This is a genomic window from Sphingobacterium mizutaii (assembly GCF_900187125.1).
Classification (GTDB): Bacteria; Bacteroidota; Bacteroidia; order Sphingobacteriales; family Sphingobacteriaceae; genus Sphingobacterium; species Sphingobacterium mizutaii.
Map to the genome: position 1 here is coordinate 1397149 of NZ_LT906468.1, position 14838 is coordinate 1411986.

The 14838-nt window shown below is 39.4% G+C and carries 8 protein-coding genes; 1 reads left to right on the top strand and 7 read right to left on the bottom strand.

Annotated features, from left to right (window positions below; all coding sequences use genetic code 11):
* Positions 1 to 173: 173 nt before the first annotated feature.
* The 3 genes from rnr to fsa all read right to left on the bottom strand — a co-directional run bounded on the left by rnr (position 174) and on the right by fsa (position 4052).
* Positions 174 to 2303, bottom strand: coding sequence for a ribonuclease R (gene rnr, locus CKW03_RS05975; RefSeq protein ID WP_093095003.1), 2130 nt, complete (start codon positions 2301 to 2303; stop codon positions 174 to 176).
* Between the two features lie 538 nt (positions 2304 to 2841).
* Complete coding sequence (locus tag CKW03_RS05980) at positions 2842 to 3306, bottom strand: Fur family transcriptional regulator (RefSeq protein ID WP_093095004.1); 465 nt, start codon at positions 3304 to 3306, stop codon at positions 2842 to 2844.
* A gap of 86 nt (positions 3307 to 3392) precedes the next feature.
* Entirely contained in the window at positions 3393 to 4052 is a 660-nt protein-coding gene (fsa, locus tag CKW03_RS05985) for a fructose-6-phosphate aldolase (protein ID WP_093097677.1), read from the bottom strand.
* A 274-nt stretch (positions 4053 to 4326) separates the two neighbouring features.
* Between fsa and CKW03_RS05990 the strand changes: the two genes are divergently transcribed.
* A complete protein-coding gene (locus tag CKW03_RS05990) occupies positions 4327 to 5556 on the top strand; it encodes an MFS transporter (protein WP_093097679.1) in 1230 nt (409 codons plus the stop codon).
* Here CKW03_RS05990 and CKW03_RS05995 read toward each other — a convergent pair.
* The 4 genes from CKW03_RS05995 to CKW03_RS06010 form a co-directional block, all read right to left on the bottom strand.
* Positions 5523 to 5975, bottom strand: coding sequence for a retropepsin-like aspartic protease (locus tag CKW03_RS05995; protein ID WP_093095005.1), 453 nt, complete (start codon positions 5973 to 5975; stop codon positions 5523 to 5525). The two genes, CKW03_RS05990 and CKW03_RS05995, sit on opposite strands and share 34 nt — an antisense overlap.
* A gap of 28 nt (positions 5976 to 6003) precedes the next feature.
* Positions 6004 to 6948 (bottom strand): malate dehydrogenase, encoded by a 945-nt coding sequence (locus CKW03_RS06000; protein WP_093095007.1) that lies wholly within the window; start codon positions 6946 to 6948, stop codon positions 6004 to 6006.
* Between the two features lie 230 nt (positions 6949 to 7178).
* Positions 7179 to 9479: a translocation and assembly module lipoprotein TamL gene (gene tamL, locus CKW03_RS06005; protein ID WP_236736426.1), complete on the bottom strand. Its 2301-nt coding sequence runs from the start codon at positions 9477 to 9479 to the stop codon at positions 7179 to 7181.
* Positions 9469 to 14658 carry a translocation/assembly module TamB domain-containing protein gene (locus CKW03_RS06010; protein ID WP_236736427.1) on the bottom strand — a complete coding sequence of 1730 codons (5190 nt, stop codon included), beginning with the start codon at positions 14656 to 14658 and terminating at the stop codon, positions 9469 to 9471. The genes tamL and CKW03_RS06010 overlap by 11 nt, the downstream gene beginning before the upstream one ends.
* Positions 14659 to 14838 lie beyond the last annotated feature (180 nt).

The following is a 14838-nucleotide window of genomic DNA, read 5'->3' on the forward strand; positions in this document are numbered from 1 at the left end:
AGATATAAAGAATAATCTAAACTGTAAAGAGTTGTGTGCTAAGTTTTTTGAAATAAATGTTGATTTGCCAAAAATAAATTGTTAAATCTTCTTAATCAGGTCTAATCCTCATGAAAAAGCCCTCTAGAAAACTAAAGGGCCGATGTTTTTATTCCTGACGGAGTTTTTGGGTTCTAGCTCAACAAAGTGAAGTCAATCTGTCTTTTTTCCAGATCTACTTTCTTGACCTTGATCTGAACCTCATCTCCCAATTGGTAGACTTTTTTCTTTCTTTGCCCAATAATGGCAAAATTCTTTTCATCCAATGTGTAGAAATCATCCGTAATGTCTCTTAAACGGACCATTCCCTCACATTTGTTCTCTTCGATCTCTACGTACATTCCCCATTCGGTCACCCCAGAAACAATTCCGGTATATTCCACACCGATCTGATCCTGCAAGAATTCCGCTTGTTTGTACTTGATTGAAGCTCTTTCTGCTTCTGCAGCTTTCTTTTCCATCTGTGAAGAGTGTTCCGACATTTTTTCATAATGCTCGGCATTCACGTTTTTACCACCATCTAAGTAGAATTGGAGCAGACGGTGTACCATCACGTCCGGATATCGGCGGATAGGGGAGGTAAAGTGGGTGTAGTAATCGAAGGCCAGTCCGTAGTGAGAAGTTTTCTTCGTCGTGTAAATTGCCTTTGCCATGGAACGGATCGCAAGCGAGGTCAGTAAGTTCTGTTCTTTTGAGCCTTCAATTTTTGTCATCAAGGCGTTTAAGGACTTTGCAGTCTCTTTGTCGGTCTTGATGCTCAATCGGTGCCCGAACCTAGAGGCGAACAAAGAAAAGCTGGTCAAGGTCTCCGGATTAGGCACATCGTGGAATCTGTAGACGAAAGGAAGCTTGTTTTTTCCTTTGCCCATTCTTCCGATGAATTCAGCAACCTTACGGTTTGCCAATAGCATAAAGTCCTCGATCAACTTATGGGCTTCTTTTCTCACTTTGGTGTATACCCCTAATGGTTTTCCGTTTTCATCCAGATTGAATTTCACTTCCTCCGATTCAAAACTGATCGCTCCAGCTTTAAACTTGCGATCGCGAAGGATAAAGGCAAGCTCGTTCAATTTTAAGATGGCTTCGGAAAGCTCATCTTCTTTTCCTTCGATAATCTCTTGGGCTTCCTCATAACTGAATCTTCTATCGGAATGGATAACCGTTCTTCCGAACCATTGGTCCATCACGTTTGCTTTCTCGTCCAATTCAAACACGGCTGAGAAACAGAGTTTGTCCTCGTTTGGTCGCAAGGAGCAAAGATTGTTTGAAAGTCTTTCTGGGAGCATCGGGATGACGCGGTCAACCAAGTATACCGAAGTGCCGCGTTCGAAAGCTTCTTTGTCTAAAGTGGAGTCAGGAGTTACATAATGGGAAACATCAGCAATATGGATACCTACCTCGTAATTCCCGTTCTCCAGCTTTTTGAAGGAGATGGCGTCGTCAAAATCTTTTGCGTCTGCAGGGTCGATCGTGAAGGTGGTGGTTGATCGGAAGTCGTGGCGCTTAGCAATCTCTTCAGCAGAGATCGTGTCCGAAATAGAATTGGCTGCGTCCTCGACCGCCTTAGGAAACTCCAGTGGGAAACCAAAGTCAGCTAGGATGGCGTTCATCTCGGTGTTGTTCTCACCTTTTTTACCAAGAACGCTTTTTACTATCCCGATAGGGTTCTTGGCATTCTTTGGCCATTCCAAAATGGACACTAAAACTTTCTCGCCGTTTTTCGCGCCGTTGAGGTTGTCCAGTGGAATGAAAATATCATGCAGCATTTTCCGGTCGTCCGGTTGGAAGAATGCATAAGATTTTGAAATGTCTATAGTCCCTGTGAAATCGGTCTTTGCTCGCTGTAAGATTTCCACCACTTCACCTTCTCTTTTCCTTCCTTTCTTCCTTTCGTAAACATGGACTTTCACGATGTCATTATGCAGCGCCTGTCTCAGTTTTCTAGGGGCAACATAGATATCGCTTTCGCTGTCGTCATCAGGTACGATATAGGCGGATCCGTCGGCTGTCATGTCTACCTTTCCAGTGACATAAACATGGAGTTGCTTAAGTTGGAATTTTCCTCTTTCCGGTTGGTGGAAAAGACCAAGTCTTGAACCGTCAGAAAGGATGTCGGAGATGGTGACTTTTGAGTCGCTATCGGTGATGTTAAGTTTGGCGGCTACTTGCTTATAGTTAAGGGGAGTGTTTCCGGATTTTTCAAAAATGTCTACGATCAGTTGGGTTAAAACTTCTTTGTAAGGATTCTCTTTTTTTGATTTCATAGTCTGTCGTTTTGTCTGTTCCTTCCATCAGAATTTTGCGAAGGAAGGAGAGGGGAGAGGGAGTAACCTAAAGGCTAAGCAGTCGGAATATTTTGCGCTCCTCTGAAACCCGAATCTAATATACTGAAAACTGTCGGTTATTGGTTCATTCGCTGGAAAATGGGTTTAAATAATTTTATCTCATTTATAAGTTAATTGAATATATATTTTAGCTACAATAAAATACTGAATAATAGCGTATTAAAATATATTTGCTAAAACAATATTTATCAGTATTTTTCATAAATGCCTGTTTTGTAGATGTAAATGAGCTTTGGGGTCTTTTTGATATGCTTTTGCTAAAGTTTGTTTATTTAATTTATTGAGTATATTAATATATATAAGTATCTATAAAATAGAGTAGTATAAATATTATAACTAAAAATTAGCAAGATGTAAAAAATTGATTTAGCTTAAGGTTTTAGGGCAAAAAAAATGCTCTTGAAATTTCTTCTGGATTTGAAATTTCAAGAGCAATTTATAAAAATTTTATGAATAATTACGAGGATTTCTCGTTGCAAATGTCGCAGATTCCTACGGCGTTGATGGCGATCGAGTGCAATGAAAAATCGGTAGGGAGGTTGATTTTTGGCAATGCGATTTCATCCAAACAGTAGACAGAATTGCAGACTGAACAAATGAAATGTACGTGCTGATCATGGTGATGGTCGGCTGTACATTTCGTCGAACAGAAGGCATAAGTTGCCGTTCCATTCAGGTCAAAAACCTTATGGAGAATTCCCTTTTCTTCAAAACTTGCCAGGATCCTATAGAGGGTAACCCGGTCGATTTCTGACCCTAAGATCTTCTCTAATTCGGGTTGTGAAATAGCTGAAAGTTTAGTGGAAATAATGTCCAAAACCCGTAGTCTGGGTTGGGTAACTTTAAGTTGATTTGCCTTTAAAACCTGGCTGAATTCTTCTAATTTTTCCGGATCCAATTCCGTGCTCATATCCGTTTTCATGGTTTAAATTTACGCAATTATATTGGGTATAAAAAAAGCCCCCAATTTCTCATTGGGGGCTCTATATTTTCTCAGGAAAATACCGATTATTTACCTGCTGCTTTAGCGTGGTCAGCTAAGAATTGAGCTAGTCCGCTATCTGTTAATGGGTGCTTCAATAAAGCTAACATAGCTGATAAAGGACCCGTCATAACGTCTGCACCGATCTTCGCACAACCTAAAATATGTGCACTATGACGTACAGATGCTGCTAAAATCTGTGTTTCAAAGCCGTAATTATCGTAGATTTCACGGATTTCTTCGATCAAACTCAAGCCATCTACTGAAATATCGTCCAAACGACCGATGAATGGAGATACGTAAGTAGCACCTGCTTTAGCCGCCAATAAAGCTTGGCCAGCAGAGAAAACTAGCGTACAGTTGGTTTTGATGCCTTTTTTACTGAAATATTTGATTGCTTTAATACCGTCTTTGATCATAGGAACTTTAACGACGATCTTGCTGTCTAGTGCTGCTAAAGCCTCACCTTCTTTGATCATTCCTTCATAATCTGTTGAAATTACCTCAGCACTTACGTCTCCCTCAACGATATCGCAAATAGCTTTATAGTGATTGATTACATTTTCTTCACCAGAAATACCTTCTTTAGCCATTAAGCTAGGGTTGGTGGTTACTCCGTCTAAAACGCCAAGATCTTGAGCTTCTTTGATTTGTTCCAGGTTTGCGGTATCAATAAAAAATTTCATGATAGTATTTGAATTAATTTGTTTTGTAGAATTTTCGAATATCCAATTGGATAGGCAAAGGTAATTATATTGTTTCAAGAATTGAAGTTATTGCCTTCATATCCAATATATTTATTACGTTTAAATGCATTTTTACTCCTAAACGGAACAAATTCCAGCGTTCTCCTGTTATAATGGAAAGCAATTGTAATAATTTATTCATGTGCAAAAGCTTTTTTCCTTTTTGGATTTCAATCCTTTATCTTTAAAAAGCTGTAACAACAATTCGCATTTCATGCAAATATTTAGATCTCTCAAGTACCCCAACTATCGATTACATGTTATAGGGCAATCAATCTCCCTCTTAGGTACTTGGATGCAACGGATAGCCATCAGCTGGTTGGTCTATCAATTGACAAACTCGGTTTTTTGGCTAGGTTTTGTTTCCTTTATATCCTTACTTCCTTCACTTGTTTTATCCCCATTTATCGGCGCTTTTGTCGATCGTCATAAAAAATATAAGCTCGTTTTGATCACCCAAATTGGGTTGATGGTCCAAGCTGGCTTGTTGGCTCTTTTGGTTTATTTAAAGATGGAATCCGTCTTGTATTTGTCCATTTTGGGCTTTCTTCAAGGCGTGGTAAATGCTTTTGACGTATTGGGGAGACAGGCTTTGCTGGTCAATTTAGTGGATAATCGTAAGGATTTGCCCAATGCTATAGCGTTAAATAGTTCAATTTTCAATGCTGCTAGAATGGTAGGGCCTGCAATAGGAGGGATTTTACTGTCAACTTATGGAGAATTGGCCTGTTTTACACTGAATTTTTTAAGTTTTATCCCAGTAATTATCTGTCTATTATTGATGAAAGTGACGGAACATGTGATCGTGATTCCTAATGAAACCTCTTTCCAGGGGCTTGTACATGGCTTCAATTATCTCAAACGATCCCCACATATCGCCTCTTTAATTGTTATTCTGAGCATTTCAAGCCTATTGGTTATTCCTTATACCTCCCTTTTGCCAGCTGTTGCCAGGGAGTTATTCCAAGGAAATGAACGTACTTTTTCCTGGTTTGAGAGTGCTGCCGGACTGGGTGCCATGATCGGAGCGATCAATATGGCGAGGTTAAAGACTGGTGAAAATCTCCGGTATAGGATCATGTTTGCAGCCTTTTTTATGGGGATTTCACTGGTATTACTGGCATTTGCCCATTATTTGCCATCAGCATTACTGTTCACTGGGGCGGTTTCATTCTCCATGATGATGCAGAATTCGTCCATCAATACTTACATTCAAACCCATGCAATGCCAGCTTATAGAGCCAGGGCAATGTCCTATTATGTGATGGCATTCCAGGGAATATTCCCTATTGGGAGTCTTTTGACAGGTGCAATAGCGGAAATAGTAGGGATTAAGAACACTCTTTATATTATGGGTGGCTGTGGAATTTTACTGGCTATAGGCTTCTATATTTACCTAAGGCTTCATATTCAGCGCAGGTTGTTTAAATTCAATTTACGTTGATTTAAGGTCAAAATATTCTTTTTGTAATCAATTTTTGCGCCATATAACTTCAAGATATCCCCTCCTAAAACCCCGATAACTGGGTCTAAACCAATCTGACCATACGCATAATTAATAGAGCTGAGGTCCAATACCGCTACGGTAAAGTTTTTGGTACTCCAATCTGCCATTTTTATCTGGGGAATGGTAATCATAAAACTTTGCATATTGTTGGTGCCTAGACCAGTAGAAAGGATGTCGGTATTCAAGAAATCTTCTTCATTAATGCCTGAATTTAGAAGGGTTTCCTTGTCCAACACGGTTTTTGAAGCGCCCGTGTCGATAACCATTTTAAATTTCTTGTCAAAAATCTCGATCTCTGTAATAATATGAAAGCCATCGGCTTGCAGGCCGATGACTTCAAATGGAATATTTTGCATTTAAATAATTATTCTGAATTATATTGAGCTATTTTTTTAGTACCCCTTCGGCGTAAAGAACATCATTCATTTTGCGAACTGCATCAGCACTTGCTTTGAACAATTCCTCTTCCTCAGCAGATAGATTCATTGGTACGATTCTGTCCCAACCTTTATTATTGATGATCACAGGCACACCGATATTGATGTCTTCTTGACCATATTCACCTTCAAGGTAAACTGAAGCCGTGAACAATTTGTTCTGGTTGTGCACAATACTTTCCACCATTGCTGCTGCGGCTGCACCCGGTGCGTACCATGCAGAAGTGCCGATTAAAGCGGTCAATGTAGCACCACCAACCATGGTTTTCTTAACGATTTCTTGTTCTTCTTCCTCTGTAAGGAAGTCTGCCACTGGCACGCTGTTCCAGGTTGCATGTTTGATCAATGGAATCATGGTCGTATCACCATGTCCACCAATTACGATGGCATTTAAATCATTTGCAGAAGCATTTAATTTATCACTGATTTGATATTTGAATCGTGCTGAATCCAATGCTCCACCCATTCCGATGATTCTATTTTTAGGAAGTCCGCTTGATTTTAATGCTAAATAGGTCATTGTGTCCATTGGGTTGGAAACAATTAATATGATGATCTCTGGTGAATGTTTGATGAGGTTTTCAACTACGGTCTTTACGATATTGGCATTCGTACCGATTAATTCTTCTCTCGTCATCCCTGGTTTCCTAGGAATACCTGAGGTAATCACCGCCACTGTTGAGCCTGCCGTTGCTAAATAATCATTGGTAACTCCTTTTATTTTTGCATCAAATCCTAAAAGGGCTGAGGTTTGCATCATATCTTGGGCCTTCCCCTCCGCAAAACCTTCTTTAATGTCTAACAAGATGATCTCTTCTGCTACATTTTTTCTTACCAGATTATCAGCGGTCGTTGCTCCAACTGCCCCTGCTCCAACTACGGTTATTTTCATATAGTTAAGGGTTATGTTTATTTCCACTAAATCTAACAAAAATAATCGTCAATCGCAGGCTAATTAGCGTCAATTTAATGTAAATCAATAATTACAGAGCAAAATTTCGAAGGGGAAATCGGGAGTATCATCCATAAACCTAACCTTAAATTTTATGGATTTCGAAGAATAGAATAGTTAGGCTAAAAGGAAAAAAATTAAGGAGCTGTTTGATCAAACAGCTCCTTTTCTTAGAATGGATAACCTATCGCTAGGTTAAACACCAAATTATCTCTTCTCCAGTCCCGATCGCGGATATCGATATATTTGAATACCCAGCGGTCATCTTTAGGACGATATGGAACCCTGAATGGTATAGCGAAGTCCGTACGGATGATTAAGAAATCCAAATCTAACCTTAGACCTAGACCTCCACCAACAGCCAATTCACTTAAGAAAGCCTTACTGAACTGACCACCAGGTTTATTTTCATCTTTGTTTTGCAACCAAACATTACCTGCATCGATAAAAGCTGCCCAATGCAGCATCCCTGCTAGTTTAGCTCTATATTCTGTATTCAGTTCCAGTTTATAGTCACCGGTTTGGTCAGCAAAGAAATTTTCCTCACCCAAGTTTTCAGGAAGGGAAGAACCTGGACCTACCGCACGTGCCCTGAAAGCCCTTAATCCATTAGGGCCACCGGTAAAATACTGCTTCAAATATGGTAATGAACGCGAGTTTCCATAAGAATAACTCGTTCCGATCATAATCCTGGATGCAAGGGTTGAAGTAGGCGTAATCTTTAAATAATGTCTTAAATCTGCCTCAGCTTTAATAAATTGCGAATACGGGGTACCGAAAACCTCTTTGATTTTCCCTTCATTGTAGTTAGCCCCTTGGATCAATCCCAAGATGTTACCAGACGTATTTAATCCCGCCTTGGCATAGAAGGTATGCTTCTTGTTCTCCATGGTATTCGTGAATGTGTACACGTAATTTGGACCAAAAGAAAACTGTGGGTCTACAATATGACGTAGGGTAGGGACAGTGTCCATCTGCGCCCTATATTCATCAGAAATACCTCTAGGTTGCACATAGATAATCTCTGCAAGCGTTAAATTATGGTCCTTTTGCTGGTTTTCTTTCCATGCATAACCATAGTTTAAGGTCATTGAATTCAAGGTATAGGCAGTCCTACGGTTCAAGAATTCATAACCCGCTTTTAAGAATGTCTTCGGGATATACTGTTTACCGGGAGTCCATTTATAAGGAGATAGCAAACGAGGCCAAGTAATTCCTACTTCAGCACCGTAACGAATGTAAGAAGAGTTTAAGTTTACATTTCCTCCAGTTTGGGTTTCATAACCTCCGAAAACAGAAACTGTTAGGTTCTCAAACCCTTTGAATGCATTCTTTAAGGTCCAATTGGCCGTAACTTCCGTTCCATTATAAACGGCAGCAGTCTTACCCACAAGCTCCAAACGGATGGATTTTTTCTCCATTGGCGTCAAGTAATAATAGACATCCAAATGATCGGTAGAATCTGGACTATCCACAAATTCGTTCTTGACAAATTTGAAAGTATTCAAGTTTACCAAGTGGTTGATGGTCATATTGTGATTCCATCGGTTGTACATCTGCTCTGGTTCCAAGAACAGGTGGTTAGCCAATACTTTCTTACGGTATTTGTTCTGTGGGTCAATGATATAGAACTTGTCGTCGTATTTCTCAACACTTCTCGGAACTCTTCTTCTATTGGACCCAGAAGTTTCCTTATAGTCCGCAAAAACATAGACATTCCCGATATGTTGAGGTTCTTTCGCCTGTCTAGGGGTTTCCGGTTTGACAGTCATGTACATGTTGACTTTATTGTCTCCAATTGTACTGTCTACTTCTACCAATAGGTTGTCAGGACTAAAATAATAGTAGCCTTGATCCTTTAACTTATCGTCAATCCGATCCCTCTCATTCAAGATGACATCGAGGTTGTAGTTATTACCAGGTTTTAATAAAGTCTGAGCCTTGGTATTGATAATAGATCTCCCTAAGCGACTATTGCTATCGACATCAAATTTGACTTCATTGATTCGATAGATGGGCCCTGGAAAGGCATCATATTGAATGGTTGCCATCTTACCATCAATCAGCGTATCAGAAGTGACGTGAGCCGTAAAGAATCCAAGATTTTCCATCTTATTTCTAAGCAGGTTCTCATTGTATTCCCTGTTTACATCACTCAATAGGACAGGGGCTTCACCTTGTTTCTTTAACCAACGCCTTATGAAGTTGTTGCTAGTATCCGGACCGCCACCCATATTCCATAAACCCACTTTAAAATAAACCCCTAAAAGTTTACTGTTTGGTTTAGGCAATAGAGAACCCTCCAAAAAGGTCTCAAAACCTTCTTTTCGCTCCTTTGGAATGGTGTCATTATGGATGACCACATCTCCTTCTTTATAGAATTTGTCCCCTTCAGCAATGTATTTTGTAGGATTACAGCTTGCGATAAGCAATAATCCAAAGGAGTAAGCAAACAGTTGCTTAATTTTCATTATTACCCCCTTCCTCTTCTTCATTTTTAATGGCAGACTTATTTGGCTCAATGGTATTTGTTGAAGTATCTCTATTTGTGCTGTCTACTGGCAGTCCAGTGCTATCTGGCTGTGTTTTCAGCTCTTCTTGTTTCCTCTCTTTTTCTCTTTCTTCCATCCGTTTTCTGAATTCAGGGCTATGGATCATCAAACTATCGCGGATTACCATTCTTACGGAATCACGGTATACCGAATCGGTTTCCATTCTTTCCACATCAAATCTTCTTCTGAAGCCGCGGCTATCGGTATTATAATATTCCTGTAATGCTTTGGAGTTCATGAACAATTCCCTAAATCTATTGTAACTCATATTGATGATAAAACCGATACCTGTTTCAACAAATTGTCCCTGTAGGGTAGCTTGATATTGGTTTTTGCGGTAAACTCTCGCAAAATAACGTCCATCTTTCGATAATTGATAATCCAAGGAAATATCACCTGCAATATTAGAAGCTTTTTCGCCTGGACGGGTATTTCCTTCCACCTCAAAGTTGGAACCAATCGTGATCTTTAAGCGATCATCAAACAGCATTTTGGAGATACCAACATTTAAGTCTGTTCTGGTTTCAGCATTTCCAGTCAGGTAATCCTCTTCCGAATTCAAGTTGAAGTCTAACTCAACCCCTTTGATTAGGTCAGAAGCTAAATTGTTCAATTGACCGGTCAAGAAGGAACTTACGGTACTTCTCACCATGGCTTCCGTACCACCACCCGACAAACTTTCAAATGGATTCGCCGACATAAATCTACCCAAGGCAATCAAGGAGAATACCTGTTTATTTAATTCGGCTGGATCCTCGCGCATATTTGAAAGGGCAATATTAACCTTGCTCACCACATCTTGGGAAACAATGGCGTTCTGCTCATCCAAATCGATATCGAAATTGATCTGAGGTTTGAATAGTTCTCCAGTCAATTTCAACAATACATTAAATGGCACCCTTTGTTTATATAGGTTTTGGCTTTCTGAACCAATTTGGTTCTGTACCAATTCCAATGTAGCAAACTTACCTGTGTAAACCGCTGTGATATCTAATCTTGCATCCAATGGATCTCCATTCCATGTAATGGTACTTCCTTTTTGGAAACTGAAATCCTTGGAAATAGGACCGAAGGAGAAGGTATAATCACCTTTTTCCACGGTAAATGTACCAGACATCGTAATCTTTTCATTGGCATCAATGCTGGTATTGATCTCGGCAACACCTTGGATATTTAAGGCATCCTGGGTTCCTTCATCTAAGATGACCTTGAATTTTGCGTCTGGATCTGTACTTAGGTTCAATGCAATATCATAGCCTGACAATTGGCTTGAAACCGTAGTCAAGGAGTCTAGCTGTGCAAATACATTGGCCCTCGCCGTATCACTTTTATCAACAAATTTGACAACACCTTCGCGTTGTGCAATACCTGGATCATCATTTGGAACGATGAAGTTGAAATCTGTACGGTCATTAGCTTTTACATTTCCATCAATCCTTGGTTTATCTAAATCACCAGTAATCCGCAAGTTTGAAGTCACGTACATCTTACCAAAGAATAGATCATTGTCAAGGCGTGTGGAGTTCATGACCTCAAAATCATCCGTTGTCAGGTTCAGATTAAAGATAAAATCTGTGTAGGTTGTGGTTTTGATAGTACCATTCAACCGAGCCACATTATTTTTAGAGTCCACCAAATTAAATTGACGGAAGCTGATTCCCTGATCATTAAAATAGATTTTCTGATTATCAGCGCGCATATTGGAGTTCAACATGGAGGCATTGATAATGGCGTCATGGAATGTCAATTCACCATTGATCCTTGGAGCTGATGTGGTTCCTGTAATCTTTAAGGTTCCAGCTAAATCCCCTTGTGCATCTCTCAGATTACCCAAACTGAAAGCTTGAATCGTTTGCATGCGCATAGGGTTTAAGTTCAAGGTAGCATCAATCTGCATATCGCCTTCTGGAGGCGAAATAACATCACCTACGAGATGAACATCATTACCGTTTTCCGTTATTCTGACATCAGCAGAATAGGTGTTTTCCTTAATATTGTTAACCTTTAAAGCTACATTACCGATGGTATCTGTACCAAAGAAGAATTTATCTATCGTTAAATCTGAAACAAATACTGGCGTCGATTCAAATCTAGAAACTGTCGCATTACCATTAATTCCACCACCAACTTTTAATGTTTCTGATTGAAGCATTTCCGTAATGGTTTCAATTCTAAAGTTATTGAAGCTAAGGTCAATAGGAGCATTATAGGTTGAATCCTGGGATTGGATCCGTAGTTCTTGGCCATCATTCGATAAAACGAAGCCAGTTGCCCGGACTCCTCGTTGTCCAAAACTGATTACATTGTTTGGTTCAATATCCCAATCTTCATAGTTCAACATTAATCCATCTTCTTTCAAAGAAAGATCATAACTATTGTTGCCCACCAACATGGTTGCACCTAGATGATATTGTTCTTTATCTTCCTTATCCTTAATCCATAGCCCAAAATCAACGTTGTTCTCAACCACACTACCACTGATTACGGTATTTCGGAGCTCAATGTTATTGACCAAGATATGGCCGATCAAGGCATTATAATATAAGGTGCTATCTGCGGTAATGATATCCACACCCACATTTTCAACCTCAGTGCCTGCATAGGTAACCTTTGGAGCCAATAACTTGGCCATCAAAGTCCGGTCCTCACTATTGAAAGTACCATCTAGGGTCACATCCTGTAGTTCCTGTAAATCAGGAAGGAAGTCACGCACGATCCTTGACCGATATAATCGAGCAGAAAACTCAAATTGCTGTGGCGAATATTCATATTTCGTATGGACACCTGAAGGGTTATAATAGGTCTGAATAATATCCGAAATAGATGACCCTAATTCAGTCAACTTATAACTTCCCGTTAAATGGGCGCTTAAAAATTCAGAGTTTAATATTAATGTGTTTCTTCCAGTGTCCGACTGAGCAGTTAATGAAATGGTATCCAAACCATATCGATCTTTTTCATAGGCAATGGAAGAATTGGTAACCAATAATGACCCATTTAGATTATCTAAATCCAAGCTTTCAAAATCAGCTAAGATTTTACCATGATATCTGACGTCCTGATCCATTAATTTCAAATTCTTGAAATTAATGCTGTCGATCATCATTTCTGCGTACAATCTCGGGAACTCACCGCGCATATCCGCTTGAATATTGGCATTCAGGTCGATGTTTGGATCCGGACTATTGATGCTACCAGCGATATCTCCTGAGCGAGCTGTCAGGTCAAATTCGATGTCCTTATAGCTATAGCCCATCGCATCAAAACGGTTAAGCGTTCCTAAAATATCGGCTTGCATGGTCTTAGGATTCAATCCAGTACCATTAACCTGTGCCTGGGCAGATATATAACCCAATACCGAATCCTGTTTCAGGAACTCACCCAAATTAAAGTTATCAACCGTTACAAAGGCATTGTAGGTAGTATCTCTACCCATGCTCAACTTTCCATTAACCGTTGCATTCCCTTGCTCGGTTATCAATTTCATGTCGGTATCAAAACCGTTCATGCCTCCTTTGAAAGTACCCGTCAAGCTTATGTTTCGTGGCAATTGTATACTATCAGGCAATAGGGAAGGAGCGATCAATTGATTTAAATCATTTCTACCTGTCACCATTTTTTTCAGGTTCAGGTCCAGATACATTTTGTCCACATCAGGAAGTCCCTTGATATGAGCAGTAGCAATAACATGGGTATTGTTTAAGGTTTTGAACTCAAATCGAGGAATTCGAAGGTCATTCAATTTACCCATCACCTTTCCATCGATATAGAAACGTTTGTTCATTAATGGCTTCATAACTTCCTCTTTTTCAAGATCAGGAGCTAATAGCCTAATGTCTTTCATATCGATATGGCTCTTTTTGATATTGGCATTGATGCTCATCGTCGCTGGGTTGTTCGATACAGCATCTAATGAAGGGTAGGAAATAATGATTTCGTCTTGAATCAGCGTATTTGGCGTTTCAAGTAATAGATCCTTGATCGTAGCCCCAGTATTGGTATAGACAAAGTCTCCCTTCAGCATTTTTAGATCAAAGCCAGAATGATCTTTAACCGTAAATCCTTTCAGATCTCCTGAGATGGAGTCTGAGGAATAATATAGTTCATCCAAGGCACCAGCAATATCAGTAAGCTTAAGATTAAAATAATCGATTCCTTTGGTCCTGGCTTGATTATCATCTTTGAACCAAAAATTGGTCTTTTCAATGGCAAGTTTATCCACCGAAACCTTCCAGTTTACAGAAGAGGTCGTGGTGTCAGCAGTATCATCAAAAGTATGTTCTTGAGTCGTTTTTCCAAATAAAACCTCTGAATCCGATTGTGAAAGCTTGATTTCTTTCAGCTTTACAATTTCCTTGTTCAGATCAATTTGATCAATGTTACCAGCAAGGTTCTTAATATCAAACTTGCTCTGCATATTGATCGCCTTATCATCATATCGGATAAAGATATTCTTTAGATCCACAGTCTTGATATCTATACTGGGAAGAAGAGAACTTTGTTCAACGCTCTGGTTTGTGATACCAAAGTCTGATGCTTTTAAAGAATCCTGGGAGGTAATGACAGCCCATTGCTTGATATCAGCGCTAAGTCCGTCAATCTTAACATTTGGCATACCAAATGCCATGTTATTGGTCAGGTCAAATTTTGAAACCCGCGTATCAAATTTATTTAAGTAAATATCAGCAGAAGTACCAATGACATCATCTTTATAGACAAATTTGATCCTTTCAAAAAGGACTTTATCGATGTCAAAAGTCAGTGCCGAGGCAGAATCAGCAGTAGGAGTGCTTTCCTTTTCAGATGCAAAGGCCGCAACGATATAATCAAAGTTAAAGCTGCTGTCGGGAAGCGTTCTATTGATTTTAGCTGTAATACCCTTTAACTGCAGCTCATTGATTTCAACGGTGTTTTTCAATAATTTGAACATATTGATATCCACCAAGAGGGACTCGCCGGCTATTAGGGTATCTTTAGATTCATCTGCGAAAAAGACATCATTCAACTCCAGTTTTTTTGGAAAGTTGATATAGATATGGCCAATATCTACCTGTGTTCCAAGCTTATTTTCTAAATAATTCGAAACCTTGCCAACCACATAGTTTTGAACTGAAGGTAGACGGATCAGAAAAATTAGAAGTAAAATTAAAGCTATTATGGACCCTATAATCCACAAGACTGTTTTTAATACAATTCGACCAAATCTATTCAAAGCCTGAAAAATATCCTTTTATAATTAATATTGTATCTCTTACTAACACCTATTAGCTGCATTTGT